Source organism: Lampropedia cohaerens, assembly GCF_001005215.1.
Lineage (GTDB): Bacteria > Pseudomonadota > Gammaproteobacteria > Burkholderiales > Burkholderiaceae_C > Lampropedia > Lampropedia cohaerens.
In genome coordinates, this window is sequence record NZ_LBNQ01000018.1 from 74179 (window position 1) to 99069 (window position 24891).

The window sequence follows — 24891 nt, forward strand, 5'->3', positions numbered from 1 at the left end:
GTGGCCATGGGTGTCAGCAGGTAGCGGCAGAAAACGGCCTGGGCTGTGTGTCGACGCGTCAGTTGACGATGCTGGCGTCATACATCACGTCGTAGTTCTCCGGCATGCGGCGGATCACGCCGGCCTCATGCAGGATGGCGGCGGCATCCTGCATGAAAGGCACGAGCTCTTCGGCGAAGAACTTCTGGTTGGTAGCCTTGTCGGCCCAGCGCAGGTAGGCAGCGGACTGCGCGAACTGCTCGCCAGTCTGCTTGACGGCAGCGCCCATGATTTCATACGCCTTGGCCTGGTCGGTGGCGATCATCTCCAGCGCGTCGAAGTACGACTGCGCCAGTGCGTGGGCGGCGTCGCGGTTCTCTGCCAGCCACTTGGGATCGCACCCCACCGTGTCCATGATCATCGGGTACTCGATGGTGGTGGCGAGAATCTTGCCAGCCTCGGGGTTGGCGCGCACGGTCGAGAGGTAGGGCTCGTACGTCATGGCGGCATCGTGCTGCCCCGCAACGAAGGATTGCGCGGCCGCCTGCGGCTCCAGCGAGACGGTCCTGACGTCCTTCATCGTCATGCCATTTTTGTTGAGCATCCAGGCCAGGCTGAAGTAGGGCGCCGTACCCGGGGCACTGACCGCCACGGTCTTGCCCTTGAGGTCAGCGAAGCTGTTGATGGTGTTGCGCACGGCGATGCCGTCGGCACCGTAGGACTTGTCCAGCTGAAAGATCTGCACGATGGGCACACCGTTGGTGTTCCACGCCACATGCGTCTCGACCGTGGTGGCGGCGCACTGGATGGCGCCGGAGGCCAGCGCCAGATGGCGGTCCTTCTGCGGGATCATCTTGAGATCCACATCCAGCCCGTTCTTCTCGAACAGCCCTGCCTCGGCCGCCAGCGTCAGCGGCGCAAAGCCCGTCCATCCCGACATGCCCAGGGCGATCTTGGTCTCCTCGGCTTGCGCCGCCATGTGCGTGGTGCTCGCCAGGGTGAGACTGGCGGCAGCCAGAATGCGAAGCGAAGTGCGGAAGCGGAAAGAAGACTCAGGCATGGGGCTCTCCAGTTGCTGGTGGATGACGGTCAGGGAATGCAATCGCGGCGGGTGGGCATGTCTATACAGACGGCGGCGACAGAACAGCGCACATGCCCGGTCGATCCAGCCCGTGCAACGCAGCGCATTGCGCGCAGGCCCTCCCGGGGAAGAACTGCTGATTACCGCGGATGGCACTGCGCCGGATCGACAGCACTTCTCCAGCAAGCCTCATGCCAATTGCCGCATCCACCTGGCCTGTCTATACAGATAGCTTCGCACTGGATTGCATATGCCGCATGCATGCACTGCACGGGTGCAGCTGCGCACTCAAGTGCGCCATTGTTGTGCGCAAAGCAGGCAAAGGATGGTGTTGCGCCCGGCCTGCCAGGATGTGCACGACCTTGGGAAGGCGCGGCTTGCGCGCAGGCTCAGCTGCAGGTCCCGGCATTCCGCGTTGTAGTTTGTCGCGGCGTTTGTCCACTGCGCGCTGGGTACCCTTGCACGATCCTTTCCTGTGTCGCGTTGACCCACCAGGCGATGGAGAGGCAAGCTATAAGCCGTGCTGGGTGCGCAACCCATGAAAAGATCGTAAACAGGTTCTGAGAGCTGGCGTAGAGCTCCCGGCGTGCGCCGCATTGCTCCGTCAGCGGCGTGCTGCTGCGCCGCAAGTGCCCCTCGTTGGGTGGCCCCGCCTGCGGTGCGCATCACGTTTCCTGGCGGAAAAGGTTGAAGGGCAAGATACTTTGCAGGTGCACGGAATTAGATCGTGCGTATGGTGTCAAATCACAAGTACGGGGGGATTATCCCGGGGCTGACGCGTTTTCTGGAAGAGGCGTTGACGAATGTGCTCAAGCACAGCCATGCCGCGCACCTGCAGGTGGTGATGGGCGCTACCGAAGATGGCGCGCTGTCATTGGTGGTGCGTGATGATGGGCGAGGCTTCAATGCAGAGGAATGGCTTGAGTATCGGCATGGACAGCATGCGGCGCCGAGTGGAGCGCATTGGTGGTGTACTGGCGGTCCGCTCAAGGCCCGGTGAGACGCTGTTGGAGGTTCAGCTGCCGGGCGGCGGCCTCGCTGCGGACGTGGCCGGCGCCGCAGGCGCGGGGCAATCCGCTGACACGCTGGCGCAGCCTACGGGCAGGGCTGGGGTGGCTCGCTAGCGGCCTCGGGCCGACCCAGTTGCCAGTGTTTCAGGCGTCCGGCCACGAAGGTGGCGTCGACCCAGGCACCACCGGGGTCGCGCCAGCGGTAGGTTTCGGTATCGCCGCAGGCGTGCAGCAGGTCACCCAGCGCACGCGTTTGCTGAATGACCTGCAGCATGGTGCGGCCTTCGCGCAGTTGCGCATTGAGCATGACGGCACTGCCGATGCAGCCTTTTGGGGTGTCGGCCGCAGCACGCAGCGTGCGCGTGATGCGCATCACATACAGCAATGTGAGAAACACGATGGCGCCGAGCACCAGCAGCAGCCCGCCGATGCCGCGATTGGCGTAGCCGACGACCAGCAGGACGGCGGCAGTGGCCAGCAGCGCGAAGGCTTTGAGGTGGGGCGTCATGCGCGCAGGGGGCTGTTTCGGCGAACAGGTGCTGTCAGGGCCTCAGTGTCAGGTGCGCGGCAGCGTAACGCCCTGCTGGCCCTGGTATTTGCCGCCACGGTCCTTGTAGCTGATCTCAGGCGGCTCGTCGCCTTCAAAGAACAGCACCTGCGCGCAGCCCTCGCCCGCATAAATCTTGGCCGGCAGGGGCGTGGTGTTGGAGAACTCCAGCGTTACGTAGCCTTCCCATTCCGGCTCGAATGGGGTGACGTTGACGATGATGCCGCAGCGCGCGTAGGTGCTTTTGCCCAGACAGACCGTCAATACGTTGCGCGGAATGCGGAAGTACTCGACCGTGCGCGCCAGGGCAAAGCTATTGGGGGGAATGATGCAGTAGTCGTCCTCGAAGTCGACGAAGCTCTTTTCGTCGAAGTTTTTCGGATCGACGACGGTGCTGTGGATGTTGGTGAAGACCTTGAATTCCCGTGCGCAGCGGATGTCGTAGCCATAGCTGCTGGTGCCGTAGCTGATGATTTTCTTGCCGTCGATGGCGCGGATCTGGCCGGGCTCGAACGGCTCGATCATGCCGTGCTGTTCGGCCATGCGGCGGATCCACTTGTCGCTCTTGATGCTCATGGCTGTTCGCCTGGTGGGTAGGGGAGGTTCTCGAATCACGCGATTCTAGGGCCTGTTGCCGCGTCGCTGGATTGGCGCGCCCGCGTGGAATGGGTGAATACGGCACAGGCGCTGGCCACACCGGCGCTTCACACTGGGGCACAATCACGACTGGAAAAAGCCGACGGCTGCGGACAGCGCGTCGGCGCATTTTTTTCTCCACGAGGTGGTTGGCATGGCGCAGTATTTCGAAGTTCATCCCCAAAATCCGCAGCCGCGCCTGCTCAGGCAGGCTGCGGCGTTGCTGCAGCAAGGTCGGGTACTGGCGATCCCGACTGACTCAAGCTATGCGCTGGTGTGCCGGCTTGACGACAAGGCGGCCGCCGAGCATCTGCGGCGCATTCGCGGGGTGGACGACAAGCACTTGCTGACGCTGCTGTGCAAGGACCTCTCGGAGCTGGCCAGCTATGCCCGGGTGGACAACCGCCAGTTCCGCCTGATGAAGGCGGCAACGCCCGGCCCCTACACCTTTGTGCTGGAAGCCAGCAAGGAGGTGCCGCGCCGTGTCAGCCATCCCCAGCGCAAGACCATTGGCCTGCGCGTGCCCGATCACGCCGTGGTGCGCGAGCTGCTGACCATTCTGGAAGCGCCGTTGCTTGCGAGCACGCTGATCCTCCCGGGCGAGCAAGAGCCGCTGAGCGATGCGCAGGACATCCGCACGCGGCTGGAAAAAGGTGTCGCGGCGGTGATCGATGCGGGGCCCGTAGCGATTCGTCCGACCACGGTGCTGGACCTGACGGCCATGGAGGGCGGCGGTGAGCCCGAAGTGCTGCGTGCCGGGCAGGGCGATCTGGCGCGATTGGGCCTGCGGGCCTGAGGTGGTGCGCTTTCTGCGAGAATCGACGGCGTGAATCCAGACTCTCTTATCCAATCCATCGCCATGATGGCGATTCCGGTGCTGTTTGCCATCACCATCCATGAGGCAGCGCACGGCTATGCCGCCCGGCACTTTGGCGACCGCACCGCCGAGATGCTCGGGCGCATCACGCTCAATCCGCTCAAGCATATCGACCCGATCGGCACCATCGTGATCCCGCTGGTGATCTTTCTGGCCACCAGCGGTAACTTCATGTTCGGCTATGCAAAACCGGTGCCGATCAACACACGTAATCTGAAGAATCCACGCAGCGACATGGTCTGGATTGCGCTGGCGGGGCCCGTGTCCAATCTGGTGCAGGCGGTGCTGTGGGCCATCGTGCTGGGGCTGCTGTTTGCCGCGGGGATGTATGAGCGGTTTTTCATCGGCATGGCGCAGATGGGCGTGATGGTGAATCTGGTGCTGGCCGTGTTGAACCTGTTGCCGCTGCCGCCGCTCGATGGCGGCCGCGTGGCGGTGGGACTGTTGCCCTACAAGCCGGCCGTAATGCTGTCGCGGCTGGAGCCGTTTGGCTTCCTGATCGTGCTGGGCCTGCTGCTGGTCGGTGTGCTCGAGCGCTTCTGGCTCTCGCCACTGGTGGGGGCGCTGGCAGCCGTCATCCTCGCGCCGCTGCACTGGCTGCTGGGCTGATGCGCGTGGGCAACCGGCGGTGTTCCAAATGAGACTGCAATGACTATCCGTTATCTGACTGGCATCACGCCATCGGGCGTGCCGCACCTGGGCAACTATGCCGGGGCGATTCGGCCTTCCGTGCGCTCACAAGGCAAGGCTGATGTCGATAATTTCTACTTCCTGGCCGATCTGCACAGCCTGATCAAGTCGCAGGATCCGGTGCGTACCCAGCGCTCGACGCTGGAGATCGCTGCGACCTGGATTGCCTGCGGACTGGATCCGGAGCAGGTGACGTTCTATCGTCAGAGTGACATCCCGGAGATCCCGCAGCTGACCTGGCTGTTGACGGTGGTCACCGGCAAGGGCCTGCTCAATCGCGCGCACGCCTACAAGGCTGCGGTCGACAAGAACCTGGAAGGAGGGCTTGATCCCGACGCCGACATCACCGCAGGGCTGTTCATGTATCCGGTGCTGATGGCTGCGGACATCATGCTGTTCAGCGCCCACAAGGTGCCGGTCGGGCGCGATCAGGTGCAGCACATTGAGATGGCGCGCGACATGGCTGCGAGCTTCAACCACATCTACGGGCAGGGTCGCACGCTGCTGGTGCCGCCGGAAGCGGTTATCGATCAGAACGTGGCCACGTTGCCGGGGCTGGACGGACGCAAGATGAGCAAGAGCTACGGCAATACCATCCCGCTGTTCACGCCGCGTGAGCAGTTGCGTAAGCTCATCATGGGTATTGCCACCGATTCTCGCGCGCCGGGCGAGCCCAAGGAGACCGAAGGCTCGGCCATCTTCCAGCTCTACCAGGCTTTCGCCAGCGAGCAGGAGGCGCAGGCCATGCGCCAGGCGTTTGCCGATGGCATTGCTTGGGCAGAGGCCAAGCAGCAGCTGTTCGAGCGGATTGATGCGGAGATTGCCCCCATGCGGGCGCATTTTGACGCGCTCATGGCCGATCCTGCGAGGATTGAGACGATCTTGCGCCGCGGGGCCGAGAAAGCCCGCGCAGTGGCGACGCCGTTTCTGGCCGAGCTTCGCCATGCCGTGGGCCTGCGGGACCTGCGCGATGTGCCCGCGCAGGCAGCGCCTGCCATCAAGGCGAAGGTGGAATTGCCGCAGATCAAGCAGTACCGCGAGCAGGACGGGCTTTTCTACTTCAAGCTCACCAACGCCAAGGGTGATGTCCTGCTGCAGAGCAAAGGCTACGCCAGCGGGCGCGAGGCGGGCGCTGCCGTGCGGCAACTCAAGGAGCAGGGCGCAGCCGCTCTGACTGCGTTGGCGCCCGTGTTGGAGGATGCCGATTTGCAGGCGCCGTCGCTGCTGCAGGCGCTGCAGGCGCTGGTGACGGCACACACCGCCGAGTAAGCGAGGAGACGCCGTGAGTGATGCTGCCGATCGGTTGTTGAGTGCCTTCAGCCAGCGCCATTTCCGTGATGCACTGGGCAGCTTTGCCACGGGGGTCACCATCGTGACCACGCTGGACGCCTCCGGCGCCCCTGTGGGGTTGACCGTCAACTCCTTCGCATCCGTGTCGTTGCAGCCTCCGCTTGTGCTGTGGAGTCTGGTGCACACGGCATCCACGCGTCAAACCTTTCTGGCGAGCAGCCACTTTGCAATCAACGTGCTCGCGGCCGACCAGTTGATGCTGGCCCAACGCTTTGCCACGCGCGGCATTGACCGCTTTGCCAATCTTGCCACTGTTGCTGCGCCAAGCGGCGCACCCTTGCTGCCTGGCGCGCTGGCGTGGTTTGACTGCCGTAGATATGCAGAGCATGAGGCAGGCGACCATACGATTTTCATCGGCGAGGTCGAGCACCTGGGCTACCGGGGTGCCAACCCGCGCGAGCTGCCAGCTGCCGCACCACAGCAGCGGCCGCAGGCACTGGCTCCATTGATTTACCACCGCGGCGTCCTGCATCAGGACGGGATGCTGCAGTCGGCGCAGACCGCAGCGCCGCCTCCCGATTCGGGCCAACAGGACGGCTGAAGGTTGTTGTGCAGGCCTGGCGTGCCATCGCGCCATGACGTGGCCATGGCATAAACAGGTTCCTAGAAGTGGTTGTAGCCCAGCGGCTTGAGGTCCTCATCTGTCAGCGCCACCAGCAGGGCATCGCCATCAGGGGCCACGCGCAGCATGGCCCACGCAGCGGCTGCGTAGCGGTCGGCCGTGCCTTCCTGGAAGAAAAAGGCGTTCGGGCCGAGCGTAGGTTGCCCATTGCGGTAGCGAATGCGCAACGCCAGCAAGCCAGCGGCGACTTGGGACGTCTCACCCCAGCCAACGAGGGTTGCGCGGCGTCGGGTGTCGAGGCGGAAATACGCAAATTGCGGCATATTGGCGGCGGGCATTAGCGGATCGCGCGCGTAGTACAGCGTGATGGCCAGCGATTCCTCCTCGGTGTAGCGCAATGCCATATAGTCTCCCTGCATCAGCGCCCGCGGATCTGCCGCGTTCAGCTGACGGTAGACGATCTGTCCCTGCGAAAGGGTGCGCTCATGCTGGCGGACAGTCCAGCCCGCCAGCGCGAGGACCGCGCAGACTGCGGCCATCAATGCGATTTGCCAGTGACGACGACGGATGGTGATCATGCGCCAGCCTCCGGCGACCTGTGTCGCCTCGCCAGCAGCGCCGCGACACCCACGGCGATACCGCCGACCAACAGCATGCTGACCGCACGAGTGCGTAGCGAAAGGTGCATGTTGTAGTAGTAAAGCGCAACAATCCCCACTTGTGCCAGCGTGGTCAGTGCCAGCCATACCCTTTGGCCGCGTGCGAACACTACCAGCGCCAACGCGTGCGCCAGAAGTAGTGCCGGCATCGCATAGCTCAGGGTGGCTGCCACCGCCGAGGCCAGGCCGAGCAGCCATCGGCTGGGCCTGTAGGGCCTTGCCAGCAGCCACGCTGTCACAATCCACACCAGCGCAGTTAATGCGTGCAGTACGGCTGCTAACTGGGGAGAGACGGCAAACGTCACTGGAGAATCAAATGGCGTTTCGCCGATCGCTACCAGGCCAGTAGCGAGCAGGCTGCAAAGCGTCATGGCATGCTGCAGTGCTTTCGCCCATGCTGCAGGATGCGGCACTCGCAGCCAGAGCACAAGCGTCGCAAGCGTCATGCACAGGGCAAGGGGAAGCAAAGCAGCGCCTTGCAGCACCAACCAGACCAGCGCGAGCAGGATGGCCGTGACCAGGCACAGCAAGCGATGCGCGAACATGCCACCAAGTAAAGCGCAGAGCAGCGCAATACAGGCGAATGCCAGCAGTAGCTCTTCGCCGGGGTGAGATTGCAGCAATACCGTCACACACAGGCAAAGCTGGCCGGAGAGTGAGCAGGCAAACCCAATCTGGCGAATGAAGCTGCCGCGGATTGCATGGGTACTTTGCATCATCAGCAAGCCGCAAGCGATGGCGATGATGCCCAGTAGCGTCGCGACGGCCGGCTCTGTCCGCTGAAACAGGATGAAGAACGCAGCGACGCACAGCAGCGCCGAGGTCCAGGCTGCGACGGCCATCAGTGCTGAAAGCCACCAGGGCGTCGATGGCTCAGGAGCGGGGTCGGTCTGCGCGCGGCACGTAACATGCGCCGCTGCGTGAGGGCGTAGGCGCCACACGCGTGTAACGTGATAAACCGCTGCGCTGCTCGCCAGCAGGAGCATGCCAGCCGCCGCCAGAAGCCAATTGGGTGGCAGGCGCTCGACGAGCAGGACCAGCCCCACCGTGATTGCGGCGAGGTAAGCAATGGCCAGGGCCAGAGCATCCCGTGCGCGCCATGCCAAGAGCCAGGCCGGAGCCACCAATGCTGAGAACAATGCGACGTACCAGAGTGTGTCGCGCTGCGATTGTGCGGCGGCGACTGCCCCTGCACCCAGTGCCAGAGCGTACAGACTGATCTGCAGGACACGTGGGTGCTGCGTTGAAAACGCTCTGGGCCAGAGTCGCACCAGCAGCCAAAGTGCTGCGCATAGCAATGCAACGGCGGCCATGGCCGTTGCATCGGCGCCTCTTGGCGGCATCCAAAGGTCCGCTGCAATGTGGTGCGCTGCTTGCCAGGTATGGAGGGCCACGCTGCACACGACAACCCACAATGCCCAGCAGGCACGTGAGCGCGCCAGTGCCGCAACTGGCAGCATGGTAGCGGCCCAGGTTGCAAACAGCTGCCAGCGGTCCGCGCCGGTCTGGTAGATCTGTCCGACCAGCGCGAGCAGGGCACCAATGCACAGGGCAGTGACGAGGCAGCCGACGCGCCATCCGATGCCATGCGGGCGCTGCACGGCCGTTGCCGCTGCGACAGATAGAAGAACGCTCGCAGCCACGCCAAGTCGGACAAGCCGGTGCAGGTCCTCCCAGTTGTAGGCGACCATGAAGATCAGCCCGCTGGCGCAGAGTAGGCCGCCGCCTGACAGTAACGATGCGAAGATAAAGGCGCGCCACTCACGAAGGCTTGGGATAGGTGAAGGCGTTCGCAGCCAAAGCCGCCCCGGCATCGGCTCTGCCGTAACCGAGCTTTCGGAACAAGGAGGCGGCGGCAGAGCAGGCATAGGGAAGGCAATGGCAGCAATTGCACTGAACGAGAAGCTTTGCTGCCGAATCTAGCGCGGGTGGACCTCGTGTTGTGTCAGGAAATACGCAGTGCCACCTTCTGCGCCCAGGCGGTAGCGAGTTGCGCTACCGGCCGGGTTCCTTCACAGCCTCAGTTGCGAAAGAGCTCGAGAATCTGCGCACGCTCCTGCGGCGTCGGGGCGGTGAAGCCGCCGCTCATCGACGGGGCGTACAGCGTTTCCATGCCAAGGCTGGCAATGCCGCGCCCGCCCGAAAATTCCGTGTAGGCCCAGTCGCTGCCGTCGCGGGTCACCCTGCTGGGCGCCTTGATCTCCTGCACCGGCACATCCTGCAGGGCATGCCGCATGAACTGCGTCCAGATCGGCAGGCTCAGACCGCCACCCGTTTCTCTGCTTCCCAGGTTACGCGGGGTGTCGTAGCCGACCCAGGCGACGGCAACCAGCGATGGCTGAAAGCCCGCAAACCATGCGTCGTGGGCGTCGTTGGTGGTGCCGGTCTTGCCGTAGAGGTCGGGGCGTTTGAGGGTCTGGCGCGCCCGCGCGCCGGTTCCCGCGCGCATCACGTCCTGCAGCATAGTGCTGACGATGAACGCGTTGCGCGCGTCGATGGCCTGCGGCATCTGCTCCAGCGGCTTGGGGGTGGTGCGTGAGAGCTCGCGGCCGCGGTGATCGGTCACGCGTTCGATCAGCCATGGATCGACCAGCCTGCCACCGTTGGCAAATACGCCGTAGGCCGCAGCCATCTGCAGCGGTGTGACTTCTCCCGCTCCGAGCGCCATCGGCAGCACAGGGGCAATACGACGGGTGTCAAAGCCGAAGCGACCCACCCATTGCTGTGCGGTCTTGGGCCCGATGGCCTGGATGATGCGTACAGTCGGAATGTTCTTTGAGCGCATGAGCGCGGTACGCATGGTGATCGCGCCATCGAATTTGCGATCGTAATTGCGCGGCTCCCATGCTTGACTGCCCGTCACGGATGCGTCGAAGTACATGGGCGAGTCGGCGATCAGCGTCGCGGGCATGAAGCCCTGCTCCAGCGCCGCCGAATAGATGAACGGTTTGAAGGCAGAACCCGCCTGACGCACGGCCTGCGTGACGTGGTTGAACTTGTTCTTGTTGTAGTCGAACCCTCCTACCAGCGCGCGGATGGCCCCGGTTTTGGGGTCCATGGCGACGAAGGCGCCTTCCACTTCCGGAAGTTGCGTGAGTTCCCAGGTGCCCTTGGCGGTCTGCAGTACGCGCACTACCGCACCCGGGCGGATCCGGATGTTGGCCGGTGCCTTGTCCGCCAGGCCCGATTGCACCGGCTGCAGGCCCGCGCCGGTGATTTCCATCTGCTGCCCATCGGCGCGCACGACGACCACCTTCTGGCGCGAAGCCTCCAGCACCACTGCCGCAAGCAGCTCGCCATTGTCGGGGTGTGCTGCCAAAGCCTTGTCGATGACGTCCTCCAGCTCCTGCGGATCCTGCGGCAGCGTCACGAAAGCCTCCGGCCCCCGATAATGCTGGCGGCGTTCATAGTTCATGAGTCCGGCACGCAGCGCGCGGTGGGCCGCCTCCTGGTTGGAGAGCTCGATGGTGGTGTAGACGTTCAGGCCGCGCGTGTAGGCTTCATCGCCAAAACGTTCGTACATGGCCTGGCGCACCATCTCTGCGACAAACTCTGCCCGCACGGGGAAATTGTTGATGCGTGGGCGCGGCCGCCAGTCCTCGGCGCGGGCCTGCTCCGCCTGCTCGGGCGTGATGAAGCCGTTCTCGACCATGCGGTTGATGATGTGCAACTGCCGGGCCCGGGCGCGTTCGGGGCGGCGAATCGGGTTGTACAGCGAAGGCGCAACGGGCAGTCCCGCCAGCATCGCAGCCTCCGCAATCGTGATTTGCTCCAGCGGCTTGCCGTAGTAGGTTTCCGCTGCCGCGGCAAAACCATAGGCACGGTTGCCCAGAAAGATCTGGTTCATGTAGATCTCGAGGATCTCGTTCTTCGAGAGCATGTGCTCAAGCTTGAGCGTCAGCAGCACCTCGTAGATCTTGCGCGTGAAGGTACGCTCTGACGACAGGTACATGTTGCGCGCCACCTGCATGGAGATGGTCGAGGCGCCCTGGCTGCGCAGGTCACGCAGGTTGGCGAGAATGGCGCGCGCAATGCCGCGATAGTCCACTCCGCTGTGCTCGAAGAAGCGCGCATCCTCGGCGGCGAGGATGGCGTGCTGCATGACCAGCGGGATGTCCTCGATGGGCGTGAGCCGGCGGCGCTCCTCGCCAAACTCGCCGATCAGCGCCCCTTCGGCCGAGAATACGCGCAATGGCAGCTTAGGCCGGTAGTCAGCCAGATCCGAGACATCGGGCAGTTTGGGATAAATGGTGGCCACCACCACCACGCCGATGGCAGCCACGGCCAGCACGCCTGCGGCGATCAAGCCTGCAAGCCACAACAGCACGGTGACGACGAGCGGACGTTTGGAGGCAGCCGAGCTGCCAGACGATGAGGCCGGAGAGTGACCGGGCCTCTGGCGACCAGCGCCATTGCGGGAGTTGTCTGAAGGCATGATGGGCAGATTGTGCCAAAGCCTGTAAAAAGGCAGAATGTTAAATGTTGTTACCAATGTGCGCGGTTGCTATCCGTTGACAACAACGGCCCGCAAGCTCTGAAAGAATAACGACTATGCCGTCGGATTTTGACAACAGGGCAGCGTCCGTGCGGGCGAGTTGGTTTGCAGCATCTTGCGGGGCTGCTAGGATACGTGTCAACTTGTACATTTTGTTGCTCTATTTAACAGAAAAGGGGAGCGTGTGGTCGCCGCAAGATCTTTGTTCGGTGCCAAGCAAGCGCCTTTGCTGGGCATCGACATCAGCGCATCCAGCGTGAAGCTGGTCGAGCTCAGTGGAGGGCGCCGCGACGGCAAGATCACGCTGGAGCGTGCCGCAATAGAGCGTCTCGAAAAAGGCTGGGTGTCGGAAGGCAATATTGAAAATTTCGACGAGGTGGCAGAAGCACTGCGGCGACTGATCAAGAAAAGTGGCACCCGCACCCGCAATGCGGCTCTGGCGCTGCCGTCGTCGGCAGTCATAACCCGCAAGATTGTTCTTCCTTCGGGGCTGTCGGAAGAGGAGCTGGAGATCCAGGTGGAATCCGAGGCGAGCCACTACATCCCTTTCTCCCTGGATGAGGTGAGCCTGGACTTTTGTGTCGTCGGGCCCTCCAAGAGTTCCAGTGACGACGTTGAGGTGCTCATCGCTGCATCCCGCAAGGACCGGGTACAGGATCGACAGGGCCTGGCCGAGGCTGCGGGCCTGAAGGCGGTGATACTGGATATCGAATCGTACGCCTCGCACCTGGCGGTGACCCGTCTTGCGCAGGCCTGGCCCAAGTCGGCCGAGGCGCCCATCGTCGCGGTGTTCGAGATCGGTGCCACCAGCAGCACCATGCTGGTGGTGCAGGGCGATGACCTGCTTTTCGAGCGCGAGCAGGCCTTTGGTGGCGCACAGCTGACGCAGGCCATCAGCCGCCATTACGGCATTTCGGTGGAAGAGGCCGAAAACAAGAAGCGCGCCGGAGAGATGCCGGACGACTACGCGGCCGCCGTGCTGCGGCCTTTCGTGAACAATCTCACCCAGGAAGTGGTGCGGGCCTTGCAGTTGTTTTTCACCAGCACGCCATACAACGCGGTGGACAGAATTCTGCTCGCGGGGGGCACCGCCATCGTCAACGGGCTGGCCGCTGCGGTGACCCAGGCCACGGAGACAGTATGCCAGGTGGCAAGTCCGTTCGAAGGTATGGAAATGGGTGGTAGCGTGCGCATGAAGTCCGTGATGCGGGAGGCGCCCAGCTATCTCACCGCCTGCGGTCTGGCGCTCAGGAGGTTTGATCAATGATCCGCATCAACCTGTTGCCGCACCGGGAGGCGGCCAAGAAGGCCCGGAAGGAATCCTTCATGGCTTCCTGTGTGCTGGCAGGCATCGTTGGAATACTGCTGGCTGGCGGCGTCTACCTGTACTTTCAGAGCCTCATTTCCGATCAGCTCAGTGCCAACAGCCTGATTGAGCAGGAGAACGCCCGCATCAAGGCGCAGATCCGGGAAGTGGCCGAGATCGAGGCCGAAATTGCCGCGCTGAAGGCGCGCCAGGCAGCGGTGGAGAACCTTCAGTCGGAGCGCAATTTGCCGGTCGAGCTGATGAATCAGATCATTCGCGAGGTGCCCAACGGCTCGTACGTCACGTCACTCAACCGTGCGGAAAGTGTCGTATCGCTGTCTGGCTTTGCGCAATCGAACCAAACGGTGTCGCAGCTGCTGCGAAACATCTCCGAGAACATGCCCTGGAACACCCAGCCGCAGCTGATCGAGACCAAGGTCGCTACGGTGAACGTGGGCGGGGACACGCCCCGTCAGGTATACGGCTATTCCCTGAACTTCCGGCTGGACAAGCCTGAGCAAGAGCAAGAACAGCCGCGTTGACCGCCGAATGGGGAATCGAAGCTTATGAAAAACATCCTGTCGCAGTTCCAGCAGACCAGTGGACGAGACCCCTGGCTGTGGCCGATTGCACCCAAAGCATGCGTCTACGTCTTCATTGCCGCTGGCGTGCTGGTGCTGCTGTGGTTCCTGTGGTTATCCGGCTATCGCGATCAGCTGGAGTCGGCGCGCGCGCGTGAGGCCAGCCTGCGCACCGAATTCAGCCGTGACTACGCCAAGGCGGTCAATCTTGAAGCGCTCAAGAGCCAGAAGGAGCAGGCGATCCAGTACGTCAACCTGCTTGAGAAGCAATTGCCCAACGAAGCGGAAATGGCGGCGCTGCTGTCCGACATCAACCAGGCTGGCATCGGGCGTGGCCTGCAGTTCCAGCTGTTCAAGCCCGGTGCACAGCAGGTGCGTGACTATTACGTCGAGCAACCCATCGAGCTGGTGGTCGATGGAACCTACGATGCGATCGGCGAGTTCGTCTCCGACATTGCGCACCTTTCGCGCATCGTAACCATCGGGAACATGGAGATCCGGGGGGCCGCTGACCGCGCCAGCGATCGGCTGACCATGCGGGCGATCGCACGCACGTACCGTTACCTCAGTCCGGAGGAGGCAAGCCAGGCGGCCGCCAACGCCAAGAAAGGCGGGAGGAATTAGCATGAAGGGCCGCTACTTTTCATGGACTGCGGCGCTGGCGGTCGCAGCGCTGCTGGCAGGCTGCGCCGACTCCCGGCAGGAGGCTGTCTCACAGTGGATGGCGCAGGAGAAATCGCGGGCGGTGCCCAGAGTGCAACCACTCGATGAACCTTCGGTGTTTCATCCCACCGCCTATGAGCGTGGTGATGCACAGGACCCGTTCGCCTTCCAGAAGCTCGCCAGTGTCTTTGCGACCGGTCAAGCCCGGGAGGACACCCGACTGATCGAACGCCATCGCAACCGTCGCAAGGAACCGCTGGAAGCCTATCCACTGGATTCGATCGAGATGGTCGGTTTCATGCAGCGCGGTGGTGCACCCACGGCGTTGGTGCGCGTCGACGGACACCTCTACCAGGTCGGCACCGGGGCTTTCCTGGGGCAGAACAATGGCGAGATCGTCGCCATTACCGAGACGCAGATTCAGCTTTCCGAAGTGGTCCAGGACGCAACCGGGGACTGGGTGGCGCGCAGCACAGTGCTTGAGCTGCAGCAATGATGGAGAAAAACATGGCGAGAATTTATTTGAACAGCGTTGCGCGTCGAGCCCACTGCCTGTTTGCGGCCTGCCTGCTGGGGGCGAGCTTTTCGGCACTGGCCGCGGACATCGTCTCGGTCAGCGGCTCTCAGCGCGATGGGCGCGAGATTGTCGAGATCCAGCTCAGCGAGCCCATCAACTTCGATCCGGTCGGCTTTGTCGTGCATACCCCCGCACGCATTTCTCTGGACTTTCCGGGGGTGGGGGTTGCGGATGGGCGGCAGAACGTCGAAGTCAATCAGGGTAATCTGCGAGCCATTCAGGCGGTCGAGGCCGGTGAGCGCTCGCGTGTGGTGCTGAACCTGCGCGAAGCCACGCCCTATCAGGTGCAGCGCGCAGGCAGCACGGTGCTGGTGCAGCTTGGAGCTCCGGCGATGGTGACTGCGCGCGCCCCGGCCTCGGTAGTGCCCTCGGCACACGCTCCGATGGCGGCTGCCGGCACGCTGCAGGGGCTGGATTTCCGGCGCGGCGTTGATGGTGCGGCGCGTATCGTGTTGGACCTGCCGACCAATGGGGTCAGCGTCGATCTGCGCGAGGAGGGCCGCAAGCTGGTGCTGGAGCTGCCCAACGTGGCGCTGCCCGATGCGCTGAGAAACCGGCTTGACGTGACCGATTTCGGCACGCCCGTCACGTTCGTGCAGGCAATCCAGACGGGCAATTCCACGCGTGTGGAGGCCGAGCTGGAGGGGGACTGGACACACAGCGCCTACCAGGCCGATGGCCAATATGTGCTGGAGGTACGGCGCATCGAACCCGACCCTACGGCGCTGACGCAGGGCGTCGGGTTCACCGGTGAGAAGCTGTCACTGAACTTCCAGAACATCGAGATCCGTGCGCTGCTGCAGGTCATTGCCGATTTCACGAACTTCAACATCGTCACCTCCGACACCGTGCAGGGCGCGCTGACCCTGCGGTTGCAGGATGTGCCGTGGGACCAGGCGCTGCAGATCATTCTCGACGCCAAGGATCTGGGCTATGAGCGCAATGGCAACGTGCTGTGGGTTGCGCCCAAGGAAGAGCTCAACGCGCGCCGGCAACGCGACTATGAGGCGCAGATTGCGCTGGAGCAACTGGAGCCGCTGCGCACGCAGATCTTCCAGCTCAACTATGCGCGTTCGGAGGTGATTGCCGACCAGCTCATCTCGTCGGGCAACAGCTCGGTGGGCGAGGGGCGCAGCAACCGCTTCCTGACCAATCGCGGCTCAGCCATTGCGGAGCCACGCACCAACCAGTTGTTCGTTACGGATACGCCCTCCAAGCTCGAAGAGGTCAGTCGCCTTGTCGCCAGCTGGGACGTGCCGGTGCGGCAGGTGCTGATTGAGGCGCGCATCGTCGAGGCATCGGATAGCTTCGGGCGCAACCTGGGTGTGCGGCTGAGCAGCGGCAATCTGAGTGCCAACATCGGTGGCAGCGACAGCAACCGGATCGGCTTCGGCAATTCCTATTCCGGCGACAACCCCGGCTCCGGCTCGCTGTACGACCTGGGAGCCAGCGGCTTTGGCGAGAATGAGTCCGCCGCGTCATTTGCCCTGTCCATCTTCAATTCGGCGGCCAACCGTTTCCTCAATCTGGAACTGTCGGCGCTGGAGTCCACTGGCGATGGCCGGGTGATCTCGAACCCGCGGATCGTCACGGCCGATCAGGTCGAAGCCTTCATCGAGCAGGGTACCGAGATTCCCTACGCCTCCACCGCGCCGAACGGGGCGACCACGGTGGAGTTCAAGAAGGCCGTCATGCGCCTGGGCGTCACGCCCCAGATCACGCCGGAGGGCAACGTCATCCTGGATCTGGAGGTCAACAAGGACAGCCCGAGCGTGGCCGGACAGGGTGCGGTCGATACGAAGAAGATTACGACACAGGTGCTGGTCGAAAACGGCGGCACGGTTGTCATCGGCGGCATTTTCGAGCTGACGGAGCAGACCAACGTGACCAAGGTGCCGTTCCTGGGCGATCTGCCGGTGGCCGGCTACCTGTTCCGTCGCACCGAGCGCTCGTCGCAGAAGAACGAGTTGCTGGTGTTCATCACGCCCAAGATTCTGACCGAGCAGAACACCATGCGCCGCTGACGGCCTGAGGACAGCCCCCAAGCAGTTGACAAGCGGGGCTGATGGCGCGCGCGAAGAACGCAAGCAGATTCTGAAAGAGCCACGAGAGGCGTCGTCATCATCGGGTCGGCTTCTCATGCAGGGCTGCTTGCGCTCGTAAAATTAGCGCCTTGGCAAAAGGCGCACGCGCCACCCCGTCATTGCCTGCGACGCATTCCTCTGGCTACCGAGTAAACCTCTCATGTCCAACACCATTCTCCAATCCATCCCCGCCGGCCAGAAGGTCGGCATTGCTTTTTCTGGCGGCCTGGACACCAGTGCTGCGCTACTGTGGATGAAGCAGAAAGGGGCGCTGCCCTACGCGTATACCGCCAACCTCGGTCAGCCCGACGAGACCGATTACGAGGCCATCCCCAAAAAGGCGCTGGCCTACGGCGCGGAGAAGGCCCGTTTGATCGACTGTCGCAAGCAGCTGGTGCACGAGGGCATCGCCGCCATCCAGGCTGGTGCCTTTCACATCAGCACGGGCGGCGTCACCTACTTCAACACCACCCCACTGGGGCGGGCGGTGACCGGCACCATGCTGGTGGCGGCGATGAAGGAAGACGATGTGCACATCTGGGGCGATGGCTCGACCTTCAAGGGCAACGACATTGAGCGGTTCTACCGCTACGGCCTGCTGACCAACCCGCAGCTGAAGATCTACAAGCCTTGGCTGGACCAGCAGTTCATCGACGAGCTGGGCGGCCGCAAGGAGATGAGCGAGTTCCTCATCGCCAACGGCTTTGACTACCGGATGTCGACAGAGAAGGCCTACAGCACCGATTCCAACCTGCTGGGAGCCACCCACGAGGCCAAGGACCTGGAGTTTCTGAGCAGCGGCATCCGCATCGTCGAGCCCATCATGGGGGTGGCATTCTGGAAGCCCGAAGTGGAGGTCAAGGCCGAGGAGGTGACCATCCGCTTCGAGGAGGGCCTGCCCGTTGCTCTCAACGGCCGAACCTTTGCCGACAGCGTGGAGCTGTTCCTGGAAGCCAATCGCATCGGCGGGCGCCATGGCCTGGGCATGAGTGACCAGATCGAGAACCGCATCATCGAGGCCAAGAGCCGCGGCATCTACGAAGCTCCGGGCATGGCGCTGTTGCATGCGGCCTACGAGCGGCTGGTCACCGGCATCCACAACGAAGACACGATTGAGCAATACCGTATCAATGGACTCCGGCTGGGGCGCCTGCTGTACCAGGGACGCTGGTTCGATCCGCAGGCCATCATGCTGCGCGAGACGGCCGAGCGCTGGGTGGCGCGGGCGGTGACTGGCGAAGTCACGCTGGAACTGCGCCGCGGCAACGATTACTCCATCCTCAACACCGAATCGCCAAATCTGACCTATGCGCCGCAGCGGCTGTCGATGGAGAAGGTCGAGGATGCGCCATTCAGCCCGGCCGATCGCATCGGTCAGCTTACCATGCGCAACCTGGACATCGTGGATACGCGCGACAAACTCGGCATTTACGCCAAGGCCGGGCTGCTGCTGCCTGGCCAGGATGGCGCCGCCACCCTGCTGAGCAACGTTCAACCCGACGCGCAGGCCGGCGAGGACTCCTGACTGTGCGGGTGCCGGGCAGGCAGAAACCTGCCGAGTCCGGCGCCTGTGCACAACAGGCGCTGAGGCCCTGAGGTGCAGAACGGCTGCTTGCGATGCAATTGCGAATCAACAGTCCCGAGCGGCTAGAGAAACGCTATGTGGGCCGCTTTGCGCCCTCGCCGACCGGGCCACTGCACCTGGGCTCGGTAGTGGCGGCACTGGCCAGCTGGCTGGATGCCCGCGCGGCCAAGGCACAGGGCTGGGACAGTCAGTGGCTGGTACGCATCGAGGATTTGGACGCGCAGCGGTGCAGTCCGCAGGCGGGCGAAGCCATCCTGCGGCAGCTGCAGTCGCTGGGCCTGCAGGCTGATGCGCCGGTGCAGTGGCAGAGTTGCCGCACCGCGCGGTACCAGCACGCGCTGCAGCAGCTCGTGGCTAGCGGGCAGGCTTACCCGTGCGCTTGCACCCGCAAGGACATTGCCCGAGCGTGGCAGGCCAAGGGGGTTGCACGTGCACGGTTTGAAACCCTGATCTATCCCGGCACCTGTCGTCACGCGCAAGGTGGGGTCGCGCCGCGTGTCTGGCGTTTTGCGGTGCCAGACTGTGGCCCGGTGCAATGGCATGATCGGCGCCTGGGCGATCAGGTCCAGGATGTGGCCAGGCAAGTGGGAGATTTCGCCTTGCGCCGTGGCGACGGCATGTGGAGCTACCAGCTCGGCTGCGTGGTCGATGACGGTGCCCAGGGCGTCACCCATATCGTGCGCGGTGAGGACCTTGTCGACAACACGCCCCGCCAGCTACTGCTGCAGGCAGCCCTGGGCCTGCCGCCACCGACTTATCTGCACGTGCCGCTGGCACGTGATGCGCGTGGAGAGAAGCTCTCCAAGGGCAACCACGCCCCCAGCGTCGATGGTCAGGACCCGGTGGCGGTATTGCATGCCGCCGCGCAGATCCTGGAGCTGCCGCTGCCAAAGCCCGCCTCCAATGCTGCGCCAGCGGCGGTTCTGGCGCAGTGCGTGCCCCTGTGGGCACAGCGCTATCCGTTGCGCTGACCGACGGTGGGCGGCGTTCTCACGCGCCGCGTTGCCGCGCCTGCGGTGCCCGTATCCGATGCCGCCAATCCGGCAATGTCCTCGCTTGCATGCATTGCGGCACAATTGGCGTTTTTTTCGCACCTTTTGTCGCGTCACTTTTTGCATGGTTACTGATTCGCAAACTTCTTCTCGCGCAACGGTGCACGAGGGGCACGCATCGACTGCACCCGCATCACGTACGCATTTTTCGCGCGTGCGCAGTTTCGTCGTGCGGGCGGGGCGCACCACTACCGGCCAGCAGCATGCCATTGCGCAATTCGGTCCACGCTATGTGCTGCCATTTCGGAGCGCTGCACTCGACAGTGACGCCGCGTTTGGCCGCAGTGCGCCACTGATTCTGGAGATCGGATTTGGCATGGGGGATGCCACGGCGGAGATCGCCAAGGCCCGGCGGCAGGATAACTTCCTGTGCTGCGAGGTGCACACGCCTGGCGTTGGCGCCCTGCTCAAGCGCATCGGCGAGGAAGGCATCGAGAACATCCGCATCATCCAGCACGACGCCGTGGAAGTGATCGAGCACATGCTGCAGCCCGGCATGCTGGCCGGTGTGCATATCTTCTTCCCCGATCCATGGCACAAGAAGCGCCATCACAAGCGCCGCCTGATCCAGGCTCCATTCGTGCAGGCACTGGTCGAGCGGCTGGCACCGGGTGGGTACGTGCACTGCGCGACCGACTGGCAGGAATATGCCGAGCAGATGGTGGCGCAGTTCAGCGCTCATCCCCTGCTGCGCAATCAGGGAACACTGGACGGCGGCTATGCCAGCAGGCCGTGGTACCGGCCCGAGACGAAATTTGAGCGGCGTGGTCTGCGGCTGGGCCATGGTGTATGGGATGTGGTGTTCGTGCGGCAGGAGGGTGGCGCGCCACCTGATGGCCCATGAAGACGCGTGCGGTAGGTCCGTCATGAGCGACGAATACACCCCGAAACGGTTGCAGCCCATTTTGCAAGGGCTGGCGCAGATGACGGGCCAGCGCAGTCACGCGCGCCTGGAGCGCTCGGTGATCACCACACTGGCCAGGCTGGAGGGGGTGGTGTCCGTCGGCATGATGGACTTGGTGCGTCTGAGCGAGGCCGATTACGTTCTGTTCAAGCATGGCGATGGCGCGTTCTGTCGAGTCTGCGAGACAGGGTGCGGTGCGGAGATTGCCGGCCTCAGGCCACTGGCCGAGTACCCTGAGCTGGGCAGGGCCATTGCGCACGGGAAGCGACAGGCCAGTGCGATTTTGTCGACGGCCGATGGCGATGTGCATGTCACCTGGCTGATCTTCTGGCACCGGCAGCAGGCGCTGCAATGCGTGGAGCTGCGGCAGAACAGGCCTTTTACGGCCGAGCGGCTGGAGTTGATTGCCGCCGTGTTTCAGGTCTATCAGAATTACCACGATCTGCTTGACGACAGCGAGCGGGATGCGCTGACCGGGCTGTACAACCGCAAGACCTTCGACGAGCTGCGCTTTCGCCGCGCCAGCGACATTCCCCACACCCCGCAGGGGCAGGCGGCGCTGCAGCGCCGCCGTGGGCAGGGTGATCACCCGGAGTTCTCGCACGGCGCGGGCACGCCAGGGCAGCCTGATGCGGACGAGTCCGACTGGCTGGCGGTCATCGATATTGATAACTTCAAGCAGATCAACGACCGGTTCGGCCATTTGTACGGTGATGAGGTATTGCTGCTGGTGGCCAATCTGCTCAAGCAAGGTTTTCGCAGTACCGATCGGGTGTTTCGCTATGGTGGCGAGGAGTTCGTGGTGCTGCTGCGGGCAGCCGATCTGGCCACCACCGAGCACGTGCTTGAGCGGCTTCGTCAAGCCATTGCGGCGCACCGGTTTCCCCAGGTGGGCCAGGTTACCGTCAGCATCGGCTTTTCGCGCGCGGGCGATGCGACGCTGTCAACGCTGATCGAACAGGCCGACCGCGCCTTGTACTACGTCAAGCGCAATGGCAAGAACCAGCTGGCGCACTATGAGTCCCTGCTGGAAAGGGGACTGGTGCAGGCACCCGTGCAGAACCAGGAAGTGGATCTGTTCTGAGAACCTGTTTACGACCTTTTCTAAACAGGTTCTGAGCCGATCGGCCTGCTAGCTGATCCAGCGCAGGCCCGAGAGGTCGTTGACGAACACCGGCATGTCGCGCCACAGTCCGCGCACATCCCGATGGGCGACGGTGACCCATTGCGGCTGATACAGGAACACGTTGGCGGCATCCTCGGCCAGCATGCGCTGGGCGTTGCCCAGCAGGCGTGCACGTTCGGTGGGTCGCGTGGCGGTCTTGATCTGCGCCCAGAGTGCGCGAAACGCCTCGGAGTCGTAGCCCCAGTAGTAGTTCGGATTGGCATAGTTGCCCAGATCGAACGGCTCGACATGCGAGATCAGGGTTAGGTCGAAGTTGTGCTGGCCCATGACGTTGCTCAGCCACTGCGCCCACTCCACATTCTGCAGCTCCACCTCGATGCCGACGTGGCGCAGCATGGCGGCAATGACAATGCCGCCTTGGCGCGCATAAGGTGGCGGCGGCAGGGCCATGCGCAGCTTCAGCGGCGTTTGCACGCCCGCCTCCTTGAGCAGGCCAATGGCGCGATCCGGGTCATAGGGATTGATGCCGGTTGTGTCGAGGTAGCCGAACATGCCGGGCACGTAGTGGCTGCCGATGGGCGTACCTAGCCCGTCTCCGGCAGCATCGATCACGATTTCGCGGTCGATGGCCGCGGCCATGGCGCGGCGCACGCGCACGTCGCCGAGCGGCTCGCGGCGGTGGTTGACGGCGAGGATGGTCTTGGCGCGCGATCCACTGACGACGACCTGATACTGCGGGTTCGACTCGAACTGACTGACGCTGCGCGGCGACACGCGCGGGAACACGTCGACATCGCCGGCCAGCAAGGCGGCCATCTGCGCGGCAGGATCGGAGATGAAGCGGAAGGTCGCCGTCTCGATGCGCAGCTGGCCCAATCGCGGATACTCCTCCCAGCGCTTGAGCGTCAGGGACGTGCCGCGGCTCCAGCGCTGCAACCGGTAGGGGCCAGTTCCCGTGGGGGCACTGGTGTTCCTGGCCACGCTGCGTGGCTCGACGATGATGGCCGTGGCCTGGCCGAGGATGAACAGCAGCTCAGGCTCGATCTCCTCATTGGTGATGCGTACCGTATGGGCATCCACGACCTCGGTATGCAGCTTGGCGAAGATCGCCTTGTCTTTGTTGGTGCTCTTGCTGGACTTGGCCCGATCGAAGCTGTATTTGACCGCTTCGGCGTTGAATGGTTCGCCGTTGTGGAACTTGACGCCCTGGCGCAGGCGAAAGGTGTAGCTGGACAGGTCGGGTGAGACCTCCCAGCTTTCGGCCAGCAATGGGGAGACGCTGCCATCGGCGTTGATCTTGGTCAGTGTCTCGTAGATGTTGTAGAGCGTGATTTCTGCCACTGCGGAGGCGGCGGAGACGGTAGGGTCCAGCCCCGGCGGCTCCAGCGCCATGCCGATGGTGATGGTGTTTCTGGTGTCCGCTGCCGTGTTGCGGGCCTGCACCTGCGAAGACAATGCCAGTCCGTTTGCCGCCAGCAATGCCGCACTGCAAGCCAGAATGCTGCGCCTGTTCAACATCGTGAGAAACTCTCCGTGAATGCGTGGGTACGGCATTATTCCACGCAGCGCTATTGCAGGTTGCCAGCCCGGATGCAACCGGCGCGGTACGCGCAGCCTAGGCGGCAATCACGTAGAGATCGACATACGCATGCACGGGCATCTGCTCCAGGCGCTGCTGGTCGAGCGAGACGGCGAGGATGGCGCGCTGCTGCCTGGTCGGAAACTTGCGTGCCAGATTGGTGCGGAATTTCGCTTCCAGCAACGGAATGCCTTCGGCGCGGCGGCGCTTGTGGCCGATGGGGTATTCGACGACGACCTCGTCCAGCACCGTGCCGTCACTCAGTTCGACGGTCAGGGCATTGGCAATGCTGCGCTTGTCCGGGTCGTGATAGTCGCGTGTGAATCCGGGATCCTCCACGCAGGAAATTTTCTCGCGCAGCGCATCGATGCGGGGATCGGCGGCCACGGCGTCCTCGTAGTCGGCTGCGGTCAGGCGCCCGAAGATCAGTGGCACCGCGACCATGTACTGGATGCAGTGGTCGCGGTCTGCAGGGTTGTTGAGCGGTCCCTTCTTGTCGATGATGCGCATGCAGGCCGCGTGCGTGCGGATGGTGACCTTGCGGATGTCCTGCGCGCTCTTGCCCATGCCCTTGAGCGTCTCGTGCAGTGCCATGGCTGCCTCAATGGCGGTTTGGCTGTGGAACTCAGCCGGATAGCTGATCTTGAACAGCACGTTCTCCATCACATAGCTGCCATACGGGCGCTGAAACTTGAACGGCTGACCCTTGAACAGCACGTCGTAAAAGCCCCAGACCGGTGCCGTGAGGGCCGTGGGATAGCCCATTTCCCCCGTGCCAGCCATCAGTGCCAGCCGCACGGCGCGGCTGGTGGCGTCGCCTGCGGCCCAGCTCTTGCGGCTGCCGGTATTGGGGGTGTGGCGGTAGGTGCGCAGGCTCTGGCCATCGACCCAGGCCAGCGAGATGGCGTTGAGAATTTCCTCGCGGCTGAGCCCCAGCATCTGTGCAACCACGGCAGTGGAGGCAACCTTCACGAGCACGACGTGGTCCAGTCCCACCCTGTTGAAGCTGTTTTCCAGTGCAATACAGCCCTGAATCTCATGCGCCTTGATCATGCCGGTGAGCACGTCTCGCATGGTGAGCGGCTTGCGCCCGGCCGCGACGTTGGTGCGACTGAGCCAGTCGGCGACGGCGAGGATGCCGCCCAGATTGTCCGAGGGGTGCCCCCACTCGGCGGCCAGCCACGTGTCGTTGAAATCCAGCCAGCGGATCATCGCGCCGATGTTGAAGGCCGCCTGCACCGGATCGAGCTGCAGCGCGGTGCCAGGCACCCGGGCGCCGTGCGGCACTATCGTGCCAGGGACGACGGGGCCGAGCAGCTTGGTACACGCCGGATACTGCAGGGCCTCCAACCCGCAGCCCAATGTATCGATCAGGCAGTTGCGGGCCGTGTCATAGGCCAGCTGGGAGTCGATCCGGTAATCGAGCACATAGTCGGCGATATCGACCATGACCTGATCGAACGCGGGGCGGGAATTGGTAGAGGGGGTAGACATGGCAGCACTCCAGATTGTGGCGGTTGCGGAAACGATGGCTGCGGCAGGCCATTG

At 63.4% G+C, this 24891-nt stretch carries 22 protein-coding genes; 14 read left to right on the plus strand and 8 right to left on the minus strand.

Annotated features, from left to right (window positions below):
- Nucleotides 1-58: 58 nt before the first annotated feature.
- Nucleotides 59-958 carry an ABC transporter substrate-binding protein gene (locus AAV94_RS04370; RefSeq protein WP_231731230.1) on the minus strand — a complete coding sequence of 300 codons (900 nt, stop codon included), beginning with the start codon at nt 956-958 and terminating at the stop codon, nt 59-61.
- Nucleotides 959-1793: 835 nt separating this feature from the next.
- Between AAV94_RS04370 and AAV94_RS04375 the strand changes: the two genes are divergently transcribed.
- Complete coding sequence (locus tag AAV94_RS04375; RefSeq protein ID WP_046741114.1) at nt 1794-2060, plus strand: ATP-binding protein; 267 nt, start codon at nt 1794-1796, stop codon at nt 2058-2060.
- A 95-nt stretch (nt 2061-2155) separates the two neighbouring features.
- Here AAV94_RS04375 and AAV94_RS04380 read toward each other — a convergent pair whose 3' ends face one another.
- Nucleotides 2156-2578, minus strand: a complete 423-nt coding sequence (locus AAV94_RS04380) for a hypothetical protein (protein WP_046741115.1) — start codon at nt 2576-2578, stop codon at nt 2156-2158.
- Between the two features lie 48 nt (nt 2579-2626).
- Nucleotides 2627-3193, minus strand: coding sequence for a dCTP deaminase (gene dcd, locus AAV94_RS04385; protein ID WP_046741116.1), 567 nt, complete (start codon nt 3191-3193; stop codon nt 2627-2629).
- Between the two features lie 214 nt (nt 3194-3407).
- Between dcd and AAV94_RS04390 the strand changes: the two genes are divergently transcribed.
- The 4 genes from AAV94_RS04390 to AAV94_RS04405 are packed head-to-tail and all read left to right on the plus strand — an operon-like array spanning nt 3408 to nt 6711.
- Nucleotides 3408-4049: an L-threonylcarbamoyladenylate synthase gene (locus tag AAV94_RS04390; RefSeq protein WP_046741117.1), complete on the plus strand. Its 642-nt coding sequence runs from the start codon at nt 3408-3410 to the stop codon at nt 4047-4049.
- Between the two features lie 30 nt (nt 4050-4079).
- A complete protein-coding gene (locus tag AAV94_RS04395; protein ID WP_046741118.1) occupies nt 4080-4739 on the plus strand; it encodes a site-2 protease family protein in 660 nt (219 codons plus the stop codon).
- Nucleotides 4740-4778: 39 nt separating this feature from the next.
- Nucleotides 4779-6089 carry a tryptophan--tRNA ligase gene (locus AAV94_RS04400; protein ID WP_046741119.1) on the plus strand — a complete coding sequence of 437 codons (1311 nt, stop codon included), beginning with the start codon at nt 4779-4781 and terminating at the stop codon, nt 6087-6089.
- 13 nt (nt 6090-6102) lie between these two features.
- Nucleotides 6103-6711, plus strand: coding sequence for a flavin reductase family protein (locus AAV94_RS04405; RefSeq protein WP_046741120.1), 609 nt, complete (start codon nt 6103-6105; stop codon nt 6709-6711).
- Nucleotides 6712-6773: 62 nt separating this feature from the next.
- Here AAV94_RS04405 and AAV94_RS04410 read toward each other — a convergent pair whose 3' ends face one another.
- From AAV94_RS04410 to AAV94_RS04420, 3 genes are all read right to left on the minus strand, one after another.
- The gene (locus AAV94_RS04410; protein ID WP_052754906.1) at nt 6774-7310 is read right to left on the minus strand and encodes a GDYXXLXY domain-containing protein; all 537 of its coding nucleotides are present in this window, start codon (nt 7308-7310) and stop codon (nt 6774-6776) included.
- A complete protein-coding gene (locus tag AAV94_RS04415) occupies nt 7307-9259 on the minus strand; it encodes a DUF2157 domain-containing protein (protein WP_084824735.1) in 1953 nt (650 codons plus the stop codon). Before AAV94_RS04415 ends, AAV94_RS04410 begins: the two co-directional genes overlap by 4 nt.
- 152 nt (nt 9260-9411) lie before the next feature.
- The gene (locus AAV94_RS04420) at nt 9412-11826 is read right to left on the minus strand and encodes a penicillin-binding protein 1A (protein WP_084824736.1); all 2415 of its coding nucleotides are present in this window, start codon (nt 11824-11826) and stop codon (nt 9412-9414) included.
- Between the two features lie 244 nt (nt 11827-12070).
- Here AAV94_RS04420 and AAV94_RS04425 point away from each other — a divergent pair, with 244 nt between their 5' ends.
- The 9 genes from AAV94_RS04425 to AAV94_RS04465 all read left to right on the plus strand — a co-directional run bounded on the left by AAV94_RS04425 (nt 12071) and on the right by AAV94_RS04465 (nt 21722).
- Nucleotides 12071-13153, plus strand: coding sequence for a pilus assembly protein PilM (locus AAV94_RS04425; protein ID WP_046741123.1), 1083 nt, complete (start codon nt 12071-12073; stop codon nt 13151-13153).
- A complete protein-coding gene (locus AAV94_RS04430) occupies nt 13150-13734 on the plus strand; it encodes a PilN domain-containing protein (protein ID WP_046741124.1) in 585 nt (194 codons plus the stop codon). Before AAV94_RS04425 ends, AAV94_RS04430 begins: the two co-directional genes overlap by 4 nt.
- Before the next feature lie 24 nt (nt 13735-13758).
- On the plus strand, nt 13759-14397 hold the full coding sequence (locus AAV94_RS04435) for a type IV pilus inner membrane component PilO (protein WP_046741125.1): 639 nt from the start codon (nt 13759-13761) through the stop codon (nt 14395-14397).
- Nucleotide 14398: 1 nt separating this feature from the next.
- Complete coding sequence (locus AAV94_RS04440) at nt 14399-14932, plus strand: pilus assembly protein PilP (RefSeq protein ID WP_046741126.1); 534 nt, start codon at nt 14399-14401, stop codon at nt 14930-14932.
- Nucleotides 14933-14943: 11 nt separating this feature from the next.
- Nucleotides 14944-17037, plus strand: a complete 2094-nt coding sequence (gene pilQ / locus AAV94_RS04445) for a type IV pilus secretin PilQ family protein (RefSeq protein WP_046741146.1) — start codon at nt 14944-14946, stop codon at nt 17035-17037.
- A gap of 220 nt (nt 17038-17257) precedes the next feature.
- Nucleotides 17258-18622, plus strand: coding sequence for an argininosuccinate synthase (gene argG / locus AAV94_RS04450; RefSeq protein ID WP_046741127.1), 1365 nt, complete (start codon nt 17258-17260; stop codon nt 18620-18622).
- A gap of 92 nt (nt 18623-18714) precedes the next feature.
- On the plus strand, nt 18715-19653 hold the full coding sequence (gene gluQRS, locus AAV94_RS04455) for a tRNA glutamyl-Q(34) synthetase GluQRS (protein WP_046741128.1): 939 nt from the start codon (nt 18715-18717) through the stop codon (nt 19651-19653).
- A gap of 145 nt (nt 19654-19798) precedes the next feature.
- On the plus strand, nt 19799-20578 hold the full coding sequence (trmB, locus tag AAV94_RS04460) for a tRNA (guanosine(46)-N7)-methyltransferase TrmB (RefSeq protein WP_046741129.1): 780 nt from the start codon (nt 19799-19801) through the stop codon (nt 20576-20578).
- 22 nt (nt 20579-20600) lie between these two features.
- Nucleotides 20601-21722, plus strand: a complete 1122-nt coding sequence (locus AAV94_RS04465) for a GGDEF domain-containing protein (protein WP_052754907.1) — start codon at nt 20601-20603, stop codon at nt 21720-21722.
- A 48-nt stretch (nt 21723-21770) separates the two neighbouring features.
- On the opposite strand, the gene AAV94_RS04470 is transcribed toward AAV94_RS04465, so the two are convergent.
- Both AAV94_RS04470 and AAV94_RS04475 read right to left on the minus strand, forming a co-directional pair.
- Nucleotides 21771-23282 (minus strand): ABC transporter substrate-binding protein, encoded by a 1512-nt coding sequence (locus tag AAV94_RS04470; RefSeq protein WP_046741130.1) that lies wholly within the window; start codon nt 23280-23282, stop codon nt 21771-21773.
- Nucleotides 23283-23379: 97 nt separating this feature from the next.
- Nucleotides 23380-24837: a bifunctional 2-methylcitrate dehydratase/aconitate hydratase gene (locus tag AAV94_RS04475; protein WP_046741131.1), complete on the minus strand. Its 1458-nt coding sequence runs from the start codon at nt 24835-24837 to the stop codon at nt 23380-23382.
- Nucleotides 24838-24891: the final 54 nt, after the last annotated feature.